The sequence below is a fragment of the Ruegeria sp. BHSA123 genome (assembly GCF_059613425.1).
Genome location: NZ_JBXWSL010000026.1, coordinates 19,154 through 37,155 on the forward strand (window position 1 = coordinate 19,154; position 18,002 = coordinate 37,155).

The 18,002-nt window shown below is 52.5% G+C and carries 16 protein-coding genes and 5 pseudogenes; 11 read left to right on the forward strand and 10 right to left on the reverse strand.

Features of this window, described 5'->3' with window-relative positions; translation table 11 throughout:
* Nucleotides 1-122 precede the first annotated feature (122 nt).
* Nucleotides 123-878 carry a MipA/OmpV family protein gene (locus AC2FNC_RS13495; protein ID WP_496715591.1) on the forward strand — a complete coding sequence of 252 codons (756 nt, stop codon included), beginning with the start codon at nucleotides 123-125 and terminating at the stop codon, nucleotides 876-878.
* 129 nt (nucleotides 879-1,007) lie between these two features.
* Here the strand turns inward: AC2FNC_RS13495 and AC2FNC_RS13500 are convergent.
* Both AC2FNC_RS13500 and AC2FNC_RS13505 read right to left on the reverse strand, forming a co-directional pair.
* Nucleotides 1,008-1,229, reverse strand: a pseudogene (locus tag AC2FNC_RS13500) (DDE-type integrase/transposase/recombinase); the annotation flags it as partial.
* A 472-nt stretch (nucleotides 1,230-1,701) separates the two neighbouring features.
* The gene (locus AC2FNC_RS13505; protein ID WP_480607157.1) at nucleotides 1,702-3,270 is read right to left on the reverse strand and encodes a hypothetical protein; all 1,569 of its coding nucleotides are present in this window, start codon (nucleotides 3,268-3,270) and stop codon (nucleotides 1,702-1,704) included.
* Nucleotides 3,271-3,488: 218 nt separating this feature from the next.
* Here AC2FNC_RS13505 and AC2FNC_RS13510 point away from each other — a divergent pair, with 218 nt between their 5' ends.
* Nucleotides 3,489-5,228, forward strand: a complete 1,740-nt coding sequence (locus tag AC2FNC_RS13510) for an amidohydrolase (protein ID WP_496715592.1) — start codon at nucleotides 3,489-3,491, stop codon at nucleotides 5,226-5,228.
* Nucleotides 5,229-5,750: 522 nt separating this feature from the next.
* Here the strand turns inward: AC2FNC_RS13510 and AC2FNC_RS13515 are convergent.
* Nucleotides 5,751-6,245 carry a hypothetical protein gene (locus AC2FNC_RS13515; RefSeq protein ID WP_496715594.1) on the reverse strand — a complete coding sequence of 165 codons (495 nt, stop codon included), beginning with the start codon at nucleotides 6,243-6,245 and terminating at the stop codon, nucleotides 5,751-5,753.
* A 339-nt stretch (nucleotides 6,246-6,584) separates the two neighbouring features.
* On the opposite strand from AC2FNC_RS13515, the gene AC2FNC_RS13520 reads away from it, so the two are divergent.
* Nucleotides 6,585-7,556, forward strand: coding sequence for a SphA family protein (locus AC2FNC_RS13520; RefSeq protein ID WP_496715595.1), 972 nt, complete (start codon nucleotides 6,585-6,587; stop codon nucleotides 7,554-7,556).
* Nucleotides 7,557-7,565: 9 nt separating this feature from the next.
* Nucleotides 7,566-8,534, forward strand: coding sequence for an autotransporter domain-containing protein (locus AC2FNC_RS13525; RefSeq protein WP_480473578.1), 969 nt, complete (start codon nucleotides 7,566-7,568; stop codon nucleotides 8,532-8,534).
* A 222-nt stretch (nucleotides 8,535-8,756) separates the two neighbouring features.
* Here AC2FNC_RS13525 and AC2FNC_RS13530 read toward each other — a convergent pair.
* The 3 genes and pseudogenes from AC2FNC_RS13530 to AC2FNC_RS13540 all read right to left on the reverse strand — a co-directional run.
* A pseudogene (locus AC2FNC_RS13530) lies at nucleotides 8,757-8,972 on the reverse strand (transposase domain-containing protein); the annotation flags it as partial.
* Nucleotides 8,973-9,673: 701 nt separating this feature from the next.
* Nucleotides 9,674-10,162 carry an outer membrane protein gene (locus AC2FNC_RS13535; protein ID WP_480521005.1) on the reverse strand — a complete coding sequence of 163 codons (489 nt, stop codon included), beginning with the start codon at nucleotides 10,160-10,162 and terminating at the stop codon, nucleotides 9,674-9,676.
* A gap of 250 nt (nucleotides 10,163-10,412) precedes the next feature.
* Nucleotides 10,413-11,114: pseudogene (locus AC2FNC_RS13540) on the reverse strand (IS6 family transposase).
* Between the two features lie 27 nt (nucleotides 11,115-11,141).
* Between AC2FNC_RS13540 and AC2FNC_RS13545 the strand changes: the two are divergent.
* The 4 genes and pseudogenes from AC2FNC_RS13545 to AC2FNC_RS13560 form a co-directional block, all read left to right on the forward strand.
* A pseudogene (locus tag AC2FNC_RS13545) lies at nucleotides 11,142-11,318 on the forward strand (IS21 family transposase); the annotation flags it as partial.
* A gap of 404 nt (nucleotides 11,319-11,722) precedes the next feature.
* Nucleotides 11,723-12,511, forward strand: a complete 789-nt coding sequence (locus AC2FNC_RS13550; protein WP_496715596.1) for a hypothetical protein — start codon at nucleotides 11,723-11,725, stop codon at nucleotides 12,509-12,511.
* Between the two features lie 183 nt (nucleotides 12,512-12,694).
* A complete protein-coding gene (locus tag AC2FNC_RS13555) occupies nucleotides 12,695-13,384 on the forward strand; it encodes a hypothetical protein (protein WP_496715597.1) in 690 nt (229 codons plus the stop codon).
* A 73-nt stretch (nucleotides 13,385-13,457) separates the two neighbouring features.
* Nucleotides 13,458-13,706: a ParB N-terminal domain-containing protein gene (locus tag AC2FNC_RS13560; protein ID WP_496715598.1), complete on the forward strand. Its 249-nt coding sequence runs from the start codon at nucleotides 13,458-13,460 to the stop codon at nucleotides 13,704-13,706.
* Here the strand turns inward: AC2FNC_RS13560 and AC2FNC_RS13565 are convergent.
* From AC2FNC_RS13565 to AC2FNC_RS13575, 3 genes are all read right to left on the reverse strand, one after another.
* Complete coding sequence (locus tag AC2FNC_RS13565) at nucleotides 13,698-14,711, reverse strand: fatty acid desaturase (protein ID WP_496715600.1); 1,014 nt, start codon at nucleotides 14,709-14,711, stop codon at nucleotides 13,698-13,700. The genes AC2FNC_RS13560 and AC2FNC_RS13565 overlap by 9 nt on opposite strands.
* Before the next feature lie 72 nt (nucleotides 14,712-14,783).
* A complete protein-coding gene (locus tag AC2FNC_RS13570; protein WP_480473585.1) occupies nucleotides 14,784-14,990 on the reverse strand; it encodes a cold-shock protein in 207 nt (68 codons plus the stop codon).
* Nucleotides 14,991-15,494: 504 nt separating this feature from the next.
* A complete protein-coding gene (locus AC2FNC_RS13575; protein WP_496715601.1) occupies nucleotides 15,495-15,806 on the reverse strand; it encodes a MerR family DNA-binding protein in 312 nt (103 codons plus the stop codon).
* A gap of 176 nt (nucleotides 15,807-15,982) precedes the next feature.
* Here AC2FNC_RS13575 and AC2FNC_RS13580 point away from each other — a divergent pair, with 176 nt between their 5' ends.
* From AC2FNC_RS13580 to AC2FNC_RS13590, 3 genes and pseudogenes are all read left to right on the forward strand, one after another.
* The gene (locus AC2FNC_RS13580; protein ID WP_480520997.1) at nucleotides 15,983-16,306 is read left to right on the forward strand and encodes a hypothetical protein; all 324 of its coding nucleotides are present in this window, start codon (nucleotides 15,983-15,985) and stop codon (nucleotides 16,304-16,306) included.
* Nucleotides 16,307-16,310: 4 nt separating this feature from the next.
* On the forward strand, nucleotides 16,311-16,529 hold the full coding sequence (locus AC2FNC_RS13585; RefSeq protein WP_480520996.1) for a GDCCVxC domain-containing (seleno)protein: 219 nt from the start codon (nucleotides 16,311-16,313) through the stop codon (nucleotides 16,527-16,529).
* 316 nt (nucleotides 16,530-16,845) lie between these two features.
* Nucleotides 16,846-16,950 (forward strand): annotated as a pseudogene (locus tag AC2FNC_RS13590) (IS5/IS1182 family transposase); the annotation flags it as partial.
* A gap of 324 nt (nucleotides 16,951-17,274) precedes the next feature.
* Here AC2FNC_RS13590 and AC2FNC_RS13595 read toward each other — a convergent pair.
* Nucleotides 17,275-17,892 (reverse strand): inositol monophosphatase family protein, encoded by a 618-nt coding sequence (locus tag AC2FNC_RS13595; RefSeq protein ID WP_496715602.1) that lies wholly within the window; start codon nucleotides 17,890-17,892, stop codon nucleotides 17,275-17,277.
* Between the last annotated feature and the right edge of the window lie 110 nt (nucleotides 17,893-18,002).

Consider the following 18,002-nt stretch of genomic DNA (forward strand, 5'->3'; position numbering starts at 1 on the left):
AAGCTGCAAATCGTTTTTTTCCAGTTGCTGACACAAAACGGTCGCCGATCAGAGCAGGTGTTGGTCTAGTACTGGCAGTAGCTCTGATATCTACTCCCATTCAGTCATTCGCAGAAGTTACCGTGATAGGTCCCGGCGAACGCGTCACAGTGGAGGATGGCGGGCGACAGACGTCGATGATCGTCACAGGTGTTCTGGGCGCACAGGTTGTTCCGGAGTATTTCGGAGCGAATAGTCAGCAGCTTTATCCAATGGGAAGTGTCGAAGTTCCGTTTCTGTTTTCTCAGTTTCTTCGGTATGGCGATCCGGTCCTGACGGAAGATCCATTGGTATTTCCTCCCGGGTTCATTCCCAGGCTATCAGCGCGATATGTTCCGCCACGGGACTCTTCCGACTACCCAGAGCTGACTGGCCTGGAAGATGTCGGTCTATCCATCGAAATCGGCGCAGGGGTCGGATATGTTTCGCGAAACGCCGAAGTTTTTGCAGATCTTCGGTATGGGCTGGGCGGGCACGACAGTTTCGTCGCCGCAATCGAAGCCAATTACATAGCGCGCCCGATGAATCGCATGACAGTGCGCTTCGGGCCGCGACTGCTGTTTGGTACAGACAAATATAATCAGACTTATTTCGGAATTACGCCGGACGAAGCCATACGCAGTCAATACCCCGCCTACGACCCAGCTGGAGGGTTGGTCAGTGCAGGGTTGGAACTCGTCGTCACCCACAGGTTCGCCGATACTTGGTGGCTGGAAGTTGGTGCCAAATACGAAAGGTTTCAAGACGCGGCTGCCGGCTCACCCATCGTTCGTAATGGGTCCGCCGATCAGTTCGAAGTGCGTGTTGGTCTCCGTCGCGCCTTTTTAGTGCGCTTCTGACGTGGTCGAAACCTTTTCGCACAGACCACTTGTAGGGGATTTGTTGCAAAGATGTGAGCCCGTTGAGTTGTATCAGCAATCGCCTGTGAGTCAGACGGCGAGCTCAGCGAACTGCTGAAATGGACAGAGTCAAGGCTTGAGTTGGCCCTTGCGGATCATGTACGACACTTCAATTCCGTCGAGCGTTGCCGCCGCTGAAGCGAAGGCCTTGAACCCCAGCATTGGCCGCGTGCGTCTCTTGATGAAACGATGTTCCTGTTCCACGATATTGTTCAAGTATTTCCGCCTCACCATCTCAATCGGGATCGTGCAGACAAAGTCTTTGAGCATTTTATTGATGGCCTTAATCCCCGTTACTCTGATTGTGCCTCCTTCATTTTAAAAGTTTTTTTCGTGTGTCCAGATGCCGAGCATCAGGATCGCAAGTCTTCTGGCAAGAGCGACAACGCCTTTTTGTGACTGGTAGGGGTTTCGAGAGCCCGAGCCCATCTCTGTAATTCCGATCCATTGCCCAGTTTTACTCGGTTCAGAAAACTGTCTGCCGTCATCGACTACCGGGTAAATTTAGGGGGTAACTCAAGAACACTGCGAAGAGGATCACATCTTTCGGATACTGTGCGCCTTGGAAGGAGATCATAAACAGACTTTCGACTTCAATATTTTGATATCCATTCACTCGAAACACTTATGAGCGTCAGCAGTCAAAACTTAGCAACAGATCCCCTTGACTCTGCCCGTTTCGTCAATCCGACGAGTTGGCAATCTGAACCCATAGCGATCGCAAATCTATTTGACCGACCTAAAACTTTGCAATGAAACCTATCTACTCGCCTCGCACCTCGACGAATCGGCTCGCCTCAAGCCTCTTCAGTCCCTCGTCAATTCGCGCACGTAGCCGATCGTCCATCATAATTTTCGCTGCATAGTCTGTGGGATCGACGCCGCGTTCTGTGAATGTCGCGATCGCGGCGCGGGCACTTTCGAATTCCCCGGCCAGCGCATGCGTGACCGCGATCAGTAACCAGTCGTAGATCGCATCGCGCGCGTCGATGTCACGGACAAGGTCGGAGGCTGAGCAATAATCTCCCGCGATCAATGGTTCCATCGCGAGCGATATGGACACCCAGATTGGCAGCAACGGGTTGCGTTCGCGCGCTTCTCGCACAAGCGCAAGGCCGTCTTCGATGTCACCCGACTTGGCGAGCCAGCCACCGACCAATGCCATCATCAGCGTCGCGTTTGGGTTAGCATCGACGGCACGCGAGATTAGATTTCGGTACCGTGCAGTGTCCCCCTGTGCTTGGGTAAAGGCTGCTGAGGCAAAAAGCGCCTCCTGGCAATTGGGAGCCAGAGCGATGGCCTTCTCAGCGTGGATTCTTCCCGGCTCGATCACATCTTCGATCGGGGTTGCGCCGAGTGTCGCTGCTTCGATCAATGCTATCGCAACCAAAGCATGGGCGAGACCGCTCGATGGGTTGTGCCGGAGGGCGCCTTCTGCGAGCTCCTGAAACTCCTTCAGGCTATCAAGTCGTGATGTACCTACGTGTGCATGAAACGCTAGAAGCGCTTCATAGACGCCTGCATCCGTAGCACTGCGGCCGGTATATTGCGCGTTCAGATCTTCGGCGACGATACCGTAGGCATCAGCCAACCGTCTCGCACATTGGCACGCGATGTCCTCCTGAAGTCCGAATACATCGGCATAGTTGGACTCGATCCGAAACCGGTCTGACCAGATCAAGGTCTCATCAGGAAGCCGGCTCAACTGGACTAAAATGCGAAGGTTCCCACCGGCCTCGCGAACGTTGCCACGCAATATGTAGTCGACCCCTCCTGCAAGGGCCGAATTGTTGTTGTCAGATGCGATCACGCTCTCATGCCAACCGGAAATCACGCGTAGATGGCCAAAGCGCGCCAGCTCAAGTGCGATCTCCTCGGGAAGTCCGTCTCGGTACAATCGCGCCTTTTCTCCATCTTCTCCGGTAAAACCCAGGATAGCCAGCTTGGGCAACTCCGTCTGCGGGGTCCTTATTACCTTGGCCCGAACTGGAGGTCGCATATCGAAGCAAGGTCGATAGTGCCCCTTTGGCACCGATACCACCAACTGGTCTCCGGCGCCCGAGGTCAGGTAATAGTGTTCGAGTGCCTTTCGCAACTTGATCGCTTCGAGCCGGACGACGGGATCGCTGTTAGGGTCGAAACTGGCGTCGCGACCGAAAACATCCATTGCCAGTGCAGTGCCCTTAAGGAGATCTCCACGTCCGGCGAGTTCTTCCTTCACAAGGTGGGTCAGGAACCTTTGAACCCGTGGCCCGGCGGTGAAATCCGAAGAGGAAAGAATGCGATTGAGTTGTGCAGTGACCGCTTCCTCATCTGGTTGAATTTCGGTCAATGCTTTCACACTCCCTAGCACCAACTTGTATCGGGTTCATACAGGCCGATGGTAGCAGCGTCGAAGAACATGGTCGAGAGGGCCGCCCGGAAACTTCGCAGCAGAGCCTCCTAAACATAACGGTGGACCAGTTCAGTAAGGGTGGCGCAGTTCCGCATTATCGATGGCAAATTGATATTATTCATATATGATGGAACGACTAACAGGGGAGACAACAGATGAAGTTTATTTCTGCCAGTGTACTGGCGTTATGTGCCAGCCTTGCTCATGCTCAGGATGCCGCAGACCTGGTTTTGAAAAATGCTTTCGTCCTGACAATGGACAATGAAAATCCCGAGGCGCAAGCCGTTGCCGTACGAGGCAATCAGATCGTGTATGTTGGCGACGTGAATGGCGTGGAAAGCTTGACTGGCGAGAACACCGAAGTCCTTGATCTGACCGGCAAGATGGTGCTCCCCGGCTATGTCAGCGCCCACGACCATGTTCTTGGCTCCGCGTGGTCGACACTAGGCGTCGATCTGAATGCGGCAAAAGACAAAGAAGAAACACTGCAGATGCTGCGGGACTACGTGGCGGAAAACCCGGATCTGCCGATCGTTGTCGGCCAAGGATACAATGCAACCCTTATGGGGGGGGCGCCGACTGCCGCTGAGTTGGATGAAATCATCCCCGACAAGATCGCGATTATCATCGACTTCACCATTCACGACGCGTGGCTGAACACCAAGGCGCTCGAAGCCGGAAACATCACCAAAGATACGCCGGACCCGGTGCCGGGGGTTACTTACTGGATCAGGGATGACGACGGAAACCCATTGGGCGTCGGCAAGGAAGGATCGTGGTTTCCTGTCTATACGAAGGTCGCTTGGGATCCCGAGCGAATGATCGAGGAAAGCCGCGAAAAACTTCAGCCACAAGTGGTCGCAGGCGGCACAACAACAGCACTGATTCCTGGTGTTGTCACTCCGAATTTCACAAACGCACCTGGCATGTTCGATGATTTGGAGATTTCCATGAAGGTGCTTGAAAAAGCGCTCGCCGACGGTGATTTGCCAGTGCGAACGTTTGTTCAACCGGCCTACAAGGACGCGACAGCCGATCCGGTTGAATTTGCGGCGCGGGCACGTGCAATGGCCGACAAGTACAACGGTGACTTGTTTCGCGTACATGGCATCAAGTTACACCCCGAAGGGACATGGAGTGCCGGCGCGGTTCTGATGCTGGAGCCGTTCGAGGGAACAGACAATATAGGCATCTCGGCGGTGAAACCGGATCAGATGAAAGAGGTCGTCAAGGCCGCAAACGACCAAGGTCTAGATGTTTTTGCCCATGTTGAAGGGTCGGGCACTGTGCGTGGGATGATTGACGCGATCCTTGCGTCGCGCGACTCCGGCAACGCGGACGAGCGCAATGCGCTGCATCACTATCAGATCGTTCATCCTGATGACCAGCAACGCATGATCGACAACAGCATTCCGGTAAACATCACCCCGATTTTTTCGGTAGATTGGGCTGGGCAGGATCAGGACTTTCTCAGCATGTTGGGTGACACGCGCACGAACGAGCGTGTTTCTCAATACAGGCCACTGGCCGATGCCGGGGTCAGCGTCAGCCTTGCAGGAGATTACCCATCCGCGCCGATGTCGACCAACAGTATGCTCTATCAGATCTATACTGCGGTTACGTTCAAGAACCCCCTGGACCCCGCGAACTCTAAGAAGTTCCCAAATGGAGCTGCCCCGCTGGACCTGATGCAGGCGATTGAGGCCGTAACAATCAATCCAGCTTGGCAATTGAGAATGGAAGACAAACTGGGCTCCCTAGAGGTGGGGAAATTGGCCGATATCGTGATTCTGGACCGAAACATTCTGGAATTGGATAATCCCGAAGAGCTGCTGACGACCAAGGTTCAAGCAACGATTATGGATGGACAATTCCGCCATCGGGATGGACTATAGTCGCGGTCAATACGACCGAACTTCAGAGGCACCCCACATTATGGAGGTGCCTCTTTTTTCGTTTTGACCCAGATGTTTGATCCCAAGGTTTGATAATGCGACCCTTTCGCAGCCCTGGAATTGGGACACATCATATTCGCGACGGATGTAGGTCGACATGATCTGCGAGGTCAAAAGGATTCGGTACCGCCTGCACAATCTGAATTCAGGGCCAAATCGAATACTCCACATTCCGAACCATCAGACGCCTGTAGGCGAGCACTTGGGGCGGGACAAAAACAGAATTCGTCCAGATCGCCGCTGCCTCGCTTTCGTAGCTGACGTGATCGTCGAGCACTATCCGCACGACCCGTGTACGTGTCTCTGGTGAATAGCGGTTCGCTCTGTTGTTTTTTTTTGGCTGCGATCTTTCCTTGATTTGGAGCCTCCGGAAACCCCGGAGCGGGTCACTTCAAGGCTGCCGAGCATACCTCAGGCTAATCCCGAAACGCTTTAGTGTTGAGCTTTTAAGGCCAACAAGCATCAACGGTCCACCGTGTTCTTTCTGCGCTCGAAGAGGGAAAGAACATGTGCCGCAATCACCATTACCAGCCAAATCAAAGACGAACTGAAATTTTCGGCCGCAGCAAGTGGCAAAACCGCAAACCCAAATAATATTGAAACGAAATCACTTGCCTGCCAGCCATCGGCAAGCAGGTCGGGCAATAATCCAAGAAAGCTGCCGAATGCGCCTGCAATCAATGTTGACAAAAGTCCGCCAACCAATGCTGTCACCCATCCCCCAACGCCTGAACGACCAAACATCGGAGAAAGCAGAAACCCCATGAACGCCCCACCCAACGTCATCGCAATCACGTAGCGTATCACCAGCCCGAAGTTCTGCTTCGCCCACTCGTCACTCAACCCGCCGGGAAGGTCCCGAGAAAGGAAGAGCAGGAATAAGCTTGCACCGATCACGGCCATTACCAATGTTGCTGCTCGTCGTGGCGCTTTATACTGTGATTTCGCGACTGTCATTCAATCGGTCCAAATCGAGAGGGATTTTGATGGGTGCGAACGGGGCCGCTCCGTGGCTCGGTTTTTTCGCGTATACAGGTCAACCGCATCAATCTGCTTGTTTAATTATACAACAAATCGCGTGCGCGGCGTCAACGGCAAGCAAGGGAAATGAAACCATGCAAAACAACCCGGAACATTGATTGCATTTGCGGTCGCCCAATGGTCGGGGCTGCCGTCGGTGCCACTCAACTGTTTCTAACGAAAACAGTTAACGACCGTGGGGAGCAAGTCACGGCCTATTAACAAATAAACAAATTTGATTATGATCGCCTTACAAAGGCGGCGAGGTGTTCCATTATGAAGCGGTTTTGGCAAGTTCTCCTATCTTCAAATTCAGCACGTGCATTTTTCCCTGTTTCGACACAGGTTTCAGCGGTTCTCGGCGCTCTGACATTCATTGCAGCTTCGATAATCGGCGGCACAGCGGCGGCTCAGTTTCCAATTGCGGGAAGCTACGGGTTGGGTGGCGGGTTGGGACAAACCTCTGCTGTACTGCCTCCTCAGGGAACCAGGGTAATCGAAAATGGGTGGATCAACTACGATATCCAACGTTATGTCGATGACAACGGAGATGACATCGGTGCACCGACGCCCACAGTCAACGCGGCCCGGTTGACCTTCAGATATGTTTTTCGTGACGTCAGGATACTCGGGGCCGACTATGCGGCAGGCGTTGTCCTGACTTACCGAGATCAGATATTGCGGCCTGAACCCGGGTCGGGGACAGACTACCATCTGGGAGACACAGTTGTCACACCAATCGCGTTGGGGTGGCATCACAATACCTGGCACTTTCAAACATCCTACACCTTTTGGGCCCCAACCGGAGAATTTGAAGCGGGTGGAAGCACCAACACCGGCAAGGGCCTTTGGAGCCACATGCTGTTCGTAGGATCAACATGGCAGCAGGACGCAAGCCTGCCTTGGGCGGCAACGTTTCAGGCACGTTACGAAACGTTCGGACGCCAGAAAACCACCGATATTCGCCCAGGTGACGTCCTGTCATTGGAGTTTGCTTTTGGAAAAGAAGTCGCCCGGGGCTTCAATCTGGGGCTTTTGGCAGCACGATCATTCCAAGTTTCAAAGCAAAGCGGTACACCCGGAGGCAACCCCTCAAAATATGAGATCAACCTAATCGGAGCTGAAGGTGTCTGGAAACCCAAAGATCTTCCAGGCGCTCAGATCGCCTTGCGCATGGGGAAGGAATTTGACAACCGAAACACGACGGAAGGCTTCGCGACCCTGCTGTCGCTTGCCTACGCATTTTAACCGGAGTGCATGAGGTCATTCGGTGAATCGTTTACCTTCAAAGGCAAAATGAGAGAAGATCGTGCCTGCGTGGCGATTTTGGCTATGAGTGTAGGCTGTGCTGCGACAGCGCAAAGTACTGATCCGGATGCTTCAGAAGCGGCGGCACGCGCAGCATTGTCAGTTTTGAGTATTGCTGCCACCCCAAACGAAACAATGTCTTCTTTTTCTTTTCTAAGGGCAACAGGCGACACAAAAAGCCTTAGATCAAGCCAACTCCGAGGCGGGTATCACCCGCTCGAAAATGGCTTATATCTTGAAGGGCTTGTGGCTTATCAGAAATACAACCCGGTGCTTTTCTTTCCAGAAATTGCACCTGGTGTCGATGTGGACGTGACCTGGGCAAGTGTAGCGGCAACCTTTGGTTTAGGCTGGGAGTTTCCGTTGAAAAACGACTGGCGCATTCGTCCGGTCGGGCATGTATCATTCGGCCATGTTACGGCTGATGCTTCAATTATTGACTTCCCGTTGCTTCCGGTCAATTCGCAGTCGGCGGATTCAGTTGACGGAAACCTGAATGCACTGGGATTAGGGGCATCTGTCGCCGTATTCAAGGAGACCCAGGTTGGCCTTTGGCAGGCAGAATACCGATTTCGCCAAACGTTTCTGGAGTTTCACCCAATTGACGAACCACAAGCCGGTGGGGCCAAGGCCAACTCCAACCAGACGACGCTTTTTTCTCGCCATCGCTATCCTTTGAAAGATGTCAGGTTCTTCAACTTGCCCACGCACCTAGTTCTGGATGCTGGACTGGTGTACTATCGAGGGGATGCCGCAAAGGTTCTGGACACCGATTGGTTGGCAACTGCTGGTGTCGGCATCGAGTTCGACGCAAGCCGAATTGGTGTTCCATTGGTTCAGGCCGGGCGGATAATGCTGAGTGGTGTAATCGCCGAGGATTTTGACGGTTATTCCATAGGCTTGGGCCTAAGGTTTTAGCGTCGCGCTCAACTTTGAACTAAAGACAATGTTCGGACGTGGGTTTCCCCGTTGGGAATCCAAATCTATGAATCTTGTAAGTTTCTGGATCTGTTGCAAACTTTTGACCTATGGCCTTCGTTGAGTTAGCGCCTGTTTGGCTGATGGCAGGTGTTGTCACGTTAACCCGCGATCCGCATAAAGATCCTGGTTTTTGGATTTCAAACGTAAACGGTAACTCGATCACACGTGGGCAGCGAGGTTCCAGGGCAAGAGATCGTCGATCTGGCTTTGTTTGTGGCCGTTGACGATGGCTGAGAGCGTTGCGGTCAGGTATACATGTGGATCGACGTTGTTAAGCTTGCAGGTTTCGATCAGCGAGGCGATGACGCCCCGGTTTTCGGCGTCCGCGTCGTGTCCGGCGAAGAGCGCGTTTTTCCTGTTCAGGGGCAGTACCCGTTCATTCTGCCCATGTCGGGCAGCTTTCCCGTGTGCGTTACGGATGGAATGCCTATTTCGGTTCAGATATCCGGGTGTTTCAATCCCGCCAGCGCGGTGATGGACAATACGTAGCTTTGGAGCGCGATCATGGCACCGGAGTGGGTTCTTGACGCGGCAGTGTGTTCGACCCTGAGTTTGGGCGTCCCGCTGGTTTCCATTGCTGCGCTTAATGATCTTCATGGTGTTCTCGCGTCCCTGGGGTTCCGGCGAAGCGTTTCGAAGAGGAAACGACAAAGGAGGCCGAGTATGATTCCGGAACGAAGGACCGATCCAGCGCAGCTGCCGCTACCCTTTCATCCCAATCCGATTATGCAGATTACGCAGGAGGAGAAGGCAACTGCTCTGACCGCGCTGGCCCAACTTCTGCTTTCGGCCGAGCCTCCCCCACTGAACTGGTCCACCGCTATGTTTAGGAAACGGAGGACCACGAATGTCCTTTACGACCTTCTCACTGTGGCTCTGCTTGGTTCCGGGTTTCTTTCTCATCTCCACTCCTTGGTGGTTACGATGAGCCAGAAATCCTCTCTTATCAAATCAACCTAAACTGTCCCATTAGCACTGACGTCAGAAACTGGTTGTGAATCCTGACCCTAGAATCAATTACCCCGACTACGCATAAATTATGTGAAGTCGGGATATATTTGGTTAGCTTGCCACTCCTAAAAACGGTAGTTCAAACCGAATGTCGCAGTGGTGACACTAAAATTATTGTCTCCGCCGGATGTGTCAAACCTGTCTTCAAGAATTTCGCCGAATAGTGAAACGTTATTAGAAATGCGGTGCTCCAATCCAATGCCGATTGTATATCCCCATTCGTCATTGGTTGCACTACTCGCAGCGTAAGCTGAGCCGGTCGTTACGTAGGCCAAGGTGTCTCCAAAAGAGTAGCCACCCCGAATTTTGATGCGGCTCAAGCTGTCCAAGTCGCCAATACCTGCGGAAACATTGGAGTAGCTAGAGTCAACTGAAAGACCAGCTACCCAACTACCGTCAATTCCCCAATCGCGACCCACATGAAGTCCAACCAAGTCGCCATGGCCGTCCAAGTCCTCTGCAAGGTTCCCATAGCCAAAACGGGCTCCGACGTAGCTGCCATTCCAGTCTGCTGCGAAAGCAGGAACAGAGGTGAACGCCATCACTGTGGTCATTGCGATCGCCGCGGGTTTTATTACCATTCTTCCAGACATTGTCTTACCTCGGTGAGTTGTTCGTTTGAGATCCGACGGTATGAGATTTGTTAACCGTCCTCTGGTTAACTGTGGAAGATTGAGAACATTCTGGAGGTTCGAAACTGTAAGTTACAGTTACCGAACTGAACCTTCCCATCTGAATAAAACTGACCTGCCCGGTGTTGTTACGTTAGCTCGCGATCAAGCAAAGAATACTGTTTAATAAAATTCAGGCTGCTTGAGTGGCGGCATTCCAGGCGTCAATTGCTTCGAGGCGGTGATATCGAATTGTTCAGGCGGAGCGGCGGCGAGCGGGGACGCTGGAGCGGTTGCGGATTGCGGAGTGTGTCGCCATGTACCTTTGCAACCCTGCTGGAGAGCGACGGCCTTGCATTGTCCTTTCTCGCTTTCGGAATGGGAGATGGCTGTTTTCGGCGCGGTTATTGAGGCCCTTGTGCGACCAATGCTCCAGACCCGGCGCTACCTCTCGCTTGGCGGCACCATACGAGCGCAGCACGTCCGTGATGATCCGCTTGGGAGTGAAACCAAGACGCTTCATCAGGCGGCGTAACAGCCGTTTTTCAGCCCATTTGTCCCGTTTCGGTTGGAGTATTTCGTCCAGCACGACGCCATGCTGATCAACCGCGCGCCAAAGCCAATATTCGCGACAATAGAGTCTCACAACAACTTCATCGAGATGCCAGACATCGCCAGGACGGTTCAGTCTCTGCCGCAGGTTTCGAGTTACCGCCGGCCCGAACTTGAAGAACCAACGCAGGACGGTTTCGTAAGAAGCATCGATCCCCCGCTGCAGCATCAACTCTTCAGTTTCCCACAGGCTCAGATTGAAGCGAACGTACAGCCACACCGCTTGCGCGATGATCTGAGGTGGAAATCGGTGGCGCCTGTAGCTGACCGATGACGAAATCATCGATGTCACCTACGTCTAAATCGTATCATAGTCACCCTCGAGCGCAATCGCTACAGCGGCCCGGCCAGCCTCATAAACTGCTGTATCTGCCGGCATGTTTACACGGAACGGTTGGTCGTTTTGGCGGAAGGCCAGACCGTTTGTGCCCACGATCGCATCATCGATCTGTCACACCACAAATCCGGCAGCGTGATCTATGACTGGTGACATCACTTCGCTGTGATCCAACGCAAGCCTGGCGCCCGGCGCAATATCTAGCCTCAACAATCTCGCCGAATAACTTGGCAATGCCGTTTCAAAAACTATCTGCCCTAGTGGAGTTAGCGTTGCGACGAGGGAAACTTCCTTGACTCTATGCTGGCTAAGGACCACTAAAGTGCATTGGTGAAAATTACTCGTCGTCGCGATGCTGCCGGCTTCGATGATCCAATGGCCTTCAGACTAATTGTAGCATGTGCCCAGCACAGGAACGGGTTTCGCTGGGGTCTTCGCTATGAGCTCGTTCCTCGCAAGCATTCGCAACTGTCACCTGACATGCACCAGTCACCGCGTGACCCATGAAAGAAGGCGCCGTATGAACAGCACATGGCTCATTAATTGCGTGCTTGATGGCCGATAGATCAGGTCTCAGGCTCCGCTTCAATCAGTCATTCATCGTGTTTACGCGCTGCATTCTTTGTTTGATCCCAGCACTTTTGGTGTCGCTCTCAGGAACAAAGCTTCCTGCCCAAGTCGCAGGCAATGCCGATGGATCAGTTTGTGACGAAGGTTTCGAAAACAAGAATGGATCGTGCCAAAGAACAGACTTACCAGAAAACGCATATTTGACAGGTAGCTCCTATGGCAGTGGCTGGGAATGCAATCACGGTTTTCAGAATGTCGGAGATCTCTGTGAGGAAATAAGAGTTCCTGAAAATGCCTATCTTGCATCAACCGGAGATCAGTGGGAGTGCAATCGGCTGTTCCAGCGTGTCGAAGAAAAATGCGAAGAACTGATCGCACCTCAAAATGGATACGTCGAAACCAGGTTTGGCGCACAGGAAATACACTGCAACTGGGGATTTCGTAAGGAGAACCAGGATTGTGTTGCAATAGAAGTCCCAAAAAACGGTCGTCTGAGCGATAAAAAAAGCTCGGATGGTTGGGTATGCCTCAGAGGTTACAACGCAGCGGAGAGCGGCTGTGAGCCTGTGGCTGTTCCACAGCATGCGTATCTTGAACTAGATTCCTACTCTGGATGGAAATGCGAACGTGGTTTTCGCGCAAACCGGGACAGGTGCGATGCGATCCTTGTTCCTTCAAACGCTCATTTGAATCGAAGAGGTGATGGTTGGGAATGCAATCGGCCGTTCACACGACAGAACGATAAGTGCGCCGAAAAAATTCCGCGAAAATAGGTTCGTGGAAATCAATATCGCCTGACAAATCCGGAAGGACCAAGCCGTGAACCATAACTCGATTGACGAAAATCTTGGCAAAAGGATCAAAGCCGAAAAGGCGCGTCGCCGGTCCCACGGGATTAAGATATCTATAGCGTTAGCAGTGTTTGTTGCAGCGGTAATTGTAGTGGTGTTTCTCTGATGCGTAAAAATGCCCCTCAAGTGACCCTTTCTAACTCAAAGATGTCAGTGCGTGGTCTGGAACAAAGAGCATTTCAGGACCGCAGTGTTCGCAAGACGCGGAACGCTGACGTATCAGAAGTGATCGAAGTAGAATTTGGAAAGTACTTGATTAAGGCTGGCATTCTGAGCGGTAACAGCGTTGCGCGCGCATTCCCCAAGCCACCAGCGAAAACGCAAGGTTTGATTGCTGATGCAGTTGGCGAAACACCGTCATTGGCCATTGAAGCCTTAAAAGAAATTCTCGAAGAGCGAGACAGGAAACGCAGCGCTCGACGTCGTTTGGAGGCGAACTCCGGCAACTTCATTCCCAGTGAAGGAGAATATGTCGAAGCATTGCGCCAGATCAGGCTCTCCACTGCGCAGGTCACCATGCTCAAAGCACTTACAATCGCAGGCAAGGAAGGACTGAGCATTGGTCAGTTAACTAAGGCAGCTGGTTACAAATCGCGCGAGGCGTCCGTCAAGGTCTTCAAGAAAATCGGGCTATTGATTGCAGAATATCTGGAACTCGAGCTTCCCGAAGCCGGATCGGCACAGAATGATGGCGCCGCTCAGGTATTGGCATTTTCTCACGTCAAAAGTGACGATGAACCAGCGACTTGGATCATGCATCAGGAGCTGCGCGATGCTGTTCGTTCGGTTCTATGACGCACGTTCCAGCGCCTGCCTTTGAAGCGAACTTCGAACCGGAATAAACGCAAGAAAGGCGCACACGTAGCTTATGTTGGAAAAAAAACCATATCCGCTCGACCTGATCTATGTACCTGTGAAACGGGCCAAAACACTTGATCAACAAAAGGTTCTGACGCTGGCAGAAGATATCCTGAAGAATGGCCAGAAGACGCCGATCCAGATACGTGCGGACAACAAGCGGTTCGTGCTGATTGAAGGCCTTCACCGACTAGAGGCCATTCGCGCCCTAGGCGGTGAAACGGTTGAAGCCTATTTGGTCCGTGCCAGACTACACTAAACTCTTTTTGAGATTGGCGTTCGACAAAGCCTCGGAAAATGCCAGCAGGCGCTGACCTTCTTCATCCCAAAGATGCAATCGTGCACAGTGAAAGCTCTCGAACAAAGTAATACGCTGGCAATTTTCCAACTCGGAATGGTCGCGCAAAACTTCGTCAAGCCGGTAAAAAGGTATGCGGCTGGCAAGGTGGTGAACATGGTGCACACCAATATTGGCAGAGAACCACCGCAGGATACCTGGCAGGGCATAGTGAGAACTTCCATAGAATGCTGCGTTCTGAAGATTCCACCCTTCTTCCCGCTCCCAGGTCGTGTGTTCAAACTGGTGTTGAATGTAGAAAAGCCAAATACCAATCGACGCGGCGACGATCATGGTTGGCAGGAATACATAAACCAGTACATCCATGCCTCCGGTCCAAAAAATCAGAGCCAGGACCACCGCAATCGCGGCGTTTGTTCCCATTGCACTTGCCCAATACAGCCAGCCTGACCGCATGAAACCAAAGGGCAAGCGATTTTGAAGAAAGAACGTGTAGACCGGTACGATACAGAACAGGAAGAAGGGGTTCCGTATTAACCTGTAAGCGGCACGACCGGCCCACTTTCGCTTCAGGTATTCCTCTACAGTCAACGTAGGGATATCGCCCATCCCGCGCCGATCAAGGTTGCCGGTTGAGGCGTGGTGGATCGCATGGCTTTGCCGCCAGACGTCATAGGGTGTGAGGGCGAGAACACCCAGGACCCGACCGGTCCAATTGCAAACGGTGCGGTTTCTAAAGAAAGATCCGTGACCACAATCATGCATGATGATGAAGAGACGCACCAGAAATGCGGCGTTCAGGATGGCCAGTAGAACCGCGACCCAGACACTAAAAGATAACGCAAACCACGCTGCGCCCCATAGCGCGAAAAAGGGAATGACGGTGATTGCCAGCTCAAAAACGCTACGCTTCGTATCAGGCACACGGTATTGCGCGAGCGCCCGGGTCAATTCCTGCTGTTGCAACTGACTTGTTCTCCAACGCCTCTGAGGAACCCCCTGAGCATTCGGGCACCCCAGAAGGGTGCCCGTAGCAGGCTATGCGAGTGCCAGGTTGGCAGCGCTGTCGCGACCATCACGGCCAGCTTCGACGTCGAAGGTAACCTTCTGGCCGTCCTTCAATTCGCTGATGCCGGAACGTTCAAGTGCTGAAATATGCACGAACACGTCGCGCTTGCCACCTTCAGGTTCGATAAAGCCAAAACCTTTGGTCGAGTTGAACCATTTTACTGTGCCATTTGCCATGGTCGAAGTCTCCTAATACTTGCCGCCCGCATTATTGCGGCGACTCGGCGTGGTCGGTCTGAATCGAAAGACTGAACGCCGAATTTGGGAGACAGCAGGTCGAAAAAGAAAAACGTGAGCCTTGCGTATATGGGCTTAGCGTACACACGATACAAGTCTTGATACAATGGAAAGCGACAGAAGATCTGCGTCTGCCTAGCCCAAGTTTGGACAAAGATAAGCAGGACCATTGCTCTGTGGTTCGGAAATCAGAAGTCGGCTTCTGTGATAAAACCTGCCCAGTGCGTATGCAGCAAATTGATTGCTCAGATACGGCAGGTAGGGCTGACTGTCCGAATTCACCGCGCGCTACAAGAACACTGCGGCGAGGCACAAATGTCATTGATTGGTGGAAACATTGCTAAACCAACGAGTTGACCTCTCTAACGAACGGCAGATTTTGCGCGGCCCGAATCTTGGGTCATGCTGCGTTGGCATAGGGCGACTGCGAGCCTCAAAGTGCAATTAGTAGGTCCGTATCTGCGCAAGCATCGGGCAAGAAACGTTCCCGATTTTACAGTTGGCCGTAAGTTCATTCAGGGCGGCCTCCAATCGCTTAAGTTCGTTTATCTTCATACGCACATTGGAGATATGAAGCTCGGCCAGTTCCTTAACGGATTGGCAATCCTCGCTATCACCTTCGGACAGGTTGAGAAGCACCTTTGCATCGGCAAGCGAAAAACCCAAGTCTCGGCACTTCCGTAGAAAACGAAGCCGTCCAACATCGTGCGCGGCGTACATGCGTCGATTATTCGATGCTCTTTCTGGTTTAGGCACGATCCCTTCGCGTTAGTAATAGCGGATAGTTTCAATTCCGACTCCGCTTTGCCGGGATGCTTCCCCAATCGCAAACATGTGAGATTTCCTGCCTTGATCCTGTAGTGGCTACAGAAGTTATACGAGAAGTTGCTGTCTCCACAACTCCGCACGTCATGGTTCATGAGGGAAACGGAATGCAGAAATACCTTAGCCTCAGCTACTTGGGATCTCTATCAGCACTTGGCGTCGCGACTTGCTGCGTTTTGCCCATGATAGTGATGTTAATGGGGCTGGGCGGCAGTTGGTTGGCAATCTTTGGAAAGCTTGCCGCAGCGAGTTACTATGTGCTGACGATTTCAACGGCGCTCGTCGCGATATCGTGGCTGGTATCTTATCAGCGCGGTTCCTTGCCGACGTTGAAATGGCGGCTTGCAGGAACGACTCTGATCACCGGCGTGGCTTGGGTCGTTGTGTTTAACGAGGCACGGATTAACGATTACCTGATCATGAAGATGTGAGACTATGACAAAACAAACTGTAGTCCTGGAAAGCACCCTGACTTGCCCGAACTGCGGCCACAGCGAAACCGAGGAAATGCCAACGGATGCTTGCCAGTGGTTCTATGAATGCAAATCGTGCAAAACAGTTTTGAAGCCATTGGAAGGCGACTGTTGTGTTTACTGTTCATATGCCACGGTCCCGTGTCCACCAATTCAGCTAGGCGATAGCTGTTGCAGATGAAGCGAAGGATGGCTTTGTTGAGCGAACTGTGTGTTGCAGCCGCGAGCATCGCGGCGATTTGCATGAATGACAGGTTTTCCGCTGCTTGGCCGCACAAGATATTCGGCAGTTGCAGCGTTGTTCCAGCTGCAAGCGCATGCACCAATAAAATCCAGGGTACAGGTTGGGTTCGAAACGCTATTTCGCCGAATCGCGTACGAACGGTTGGTTAAAGCCGTGAAGCTGACATTCCCGGTCTTCTCTACTTCCGAAAGGCTTTGTTGCACAATTGGCGCGAGGGATTCCCTGTTTGAATCCAGTGGGGTAGCTATGAGGTATGAGCAGTTGGTCCGCTACGACGTACAAGACCATGAACTGGCCTTCGTACAACACGGCGCTTAGGCAGCGTGGTTCGCTATCGATCTGGTTTGATCCTGAGATGGAATTGTAAAAGTCCGTCCAGGGAAAGGGGATGCGCGCTCAAACCCTGATCTGTGCAACAAAGCCATCCTTGGGGATGCAACCCCAACTCAAAGGATTACATTGCCTCACCCCCTTTGCAGGAGAGTTTCTTCGATAGCTTCTGAAGCGGAAGACGACCTTACAGGTAATTGTTTCAACGGCATTGCCAAGTTATTTGTGTGTGAATGAGAGGGGTGAGGCTTGGGCTTGTCACGTGGTCATTTCGGCCGCATAGCCAAAAGTTTGCGACAAAGCCGTTTGAAACTTATGATAGGTATAGATAGCAAGCGGCTCCGAAATCATCTTACCCGTGGATGGCTGCTTTTGTCAGGTCGTGAAGTTTAGAATTGCTGGCCAAGACAGCCCCCCCTCTTTCAATGAATTCGGAATATGGGGGGAAATCGACCTTGCCACCTGCCTCCTCCACAATGAGCATTCCGGCAATGGCGTCCCAAGGATTGAGATGTGCTTCAAAAAACGCATCGGCCCGTCCAGCGGCAACGGTAAGCAAGCTATAAGCGGCAGATCCGTTTCGACGATATTCCATGCCATGGTCGATCAGTCTCTGGACTTGATCGAGATAGTCGTCGGCGCCGTGGCGCGCGGATCGTCCCAATAGAACCAGCGCATCACTCGCAAGCTCGCAACTTGAAACGCCTGTTTCGCAAGAGTTCAGGCTTGCACCCTTACCGGCACACGCTGAACCAAACATCGCGACATCCGGAGCGAAGACAGCCCCAAATTTGATTTCTCCGTCCCGGCAATACCCGATCGAGACTGCCCAGTCAGGTAACCCGTGCATATAGTTGGTTGTGCCGTCGATTGGATCTATGGCCCAAACGGAAGAACCACTACCAACGAGGCCCTTTTCCTCTCCAAGGATCGTATCTTCAGGAAAGAACTCGTGAATTCTTCGCCGTATTGTCTGATGTCAGCACCAATGGGACAGTTTAGGTCGATTTGATAAGAGAGGGTTTCTGGCTCATCGTAACCGCCAAGGAGTGGAGATGAGAAAGAAACCCGGAACCAAAC

Coding starts and splice junctions, on each gene's coding strand:
- AC2FNC_RS13550 (WP_496715596.1), top strand. CDS start 11,723: ATGGCCGATAGATCAGGTCTCAGGCTCCGCTTCAATCAGTCATTCATC.
- AC2FNC_RS13525 (WP_480473578.1), top strand. CDS start 7,566: ATGAGGTCATTCGGTGAATCGTTTACCTTCAAAGGCAAAATGAGAGAA.
- AC2FNC_RS13510 (WP_496715592.1), top strand. CDS start 3,489: ATGAAGTTTATTTCTGCCAGTGTACTGGCGTTATGTGCCAGCCTTGCT.
- AC2FNC_RS13515 (WP_496715594.1), bottom strand. CDS start 6,245: ATGACAGTCGCGAAATCACAGTATAAAGCGCCACGACGAGCAGCAACA.
- AC2FNC_RS13570 (WP_480473585.1), bottom strand. CDS start 14,990: ATGGCAAATGGCACAGTAAAATGGTTCAACTCGACCAAAGGTTTTGGC.
- AC2FNC_RS13555 (WP_496715597.1), top strand. CDS start 12,695: ATGCGTAAAAATGCCCCTCAAGTGACCCTTTCTAACTCAAAGATGTCA.
- AC2FNC_RS13520 (WP_496715595.1), top strand. CDS start 6,585: ATGAAGCGGTTTTGGCAAGTTCTCCTATCTTCAAATTCAGCACGTGCA.
- AC2FNC_RS13585 (WP_480520996.1), top strand. CDS start 16,311: ATGACAAAACAAACTGTAGTCCTGGAAAGCACCCTGACTTGCCCGAAC.
- AC2FNC_RS13560 (WP_496715598.1), top strand. CDS start 13,458: ATGTTGGAAAAAAAACCATATCCGCTCGACCTGATCTATGTACCTGTG.
- AC2FNC_RS13580 (WP_480520997.1), top strand. CDS start 15,983: ATGCAGAAATACCTTAGCCTCAGCTACTTGGGATCTCTATCAGCACTT.
- AC2FNC_RS13535 (WP_480521005.1), bottom strand. CDS start 10,162: ATGACCACAGTGATGGCGTTCACCTCTGTTCCTGCTTTCGCAGCAGAC.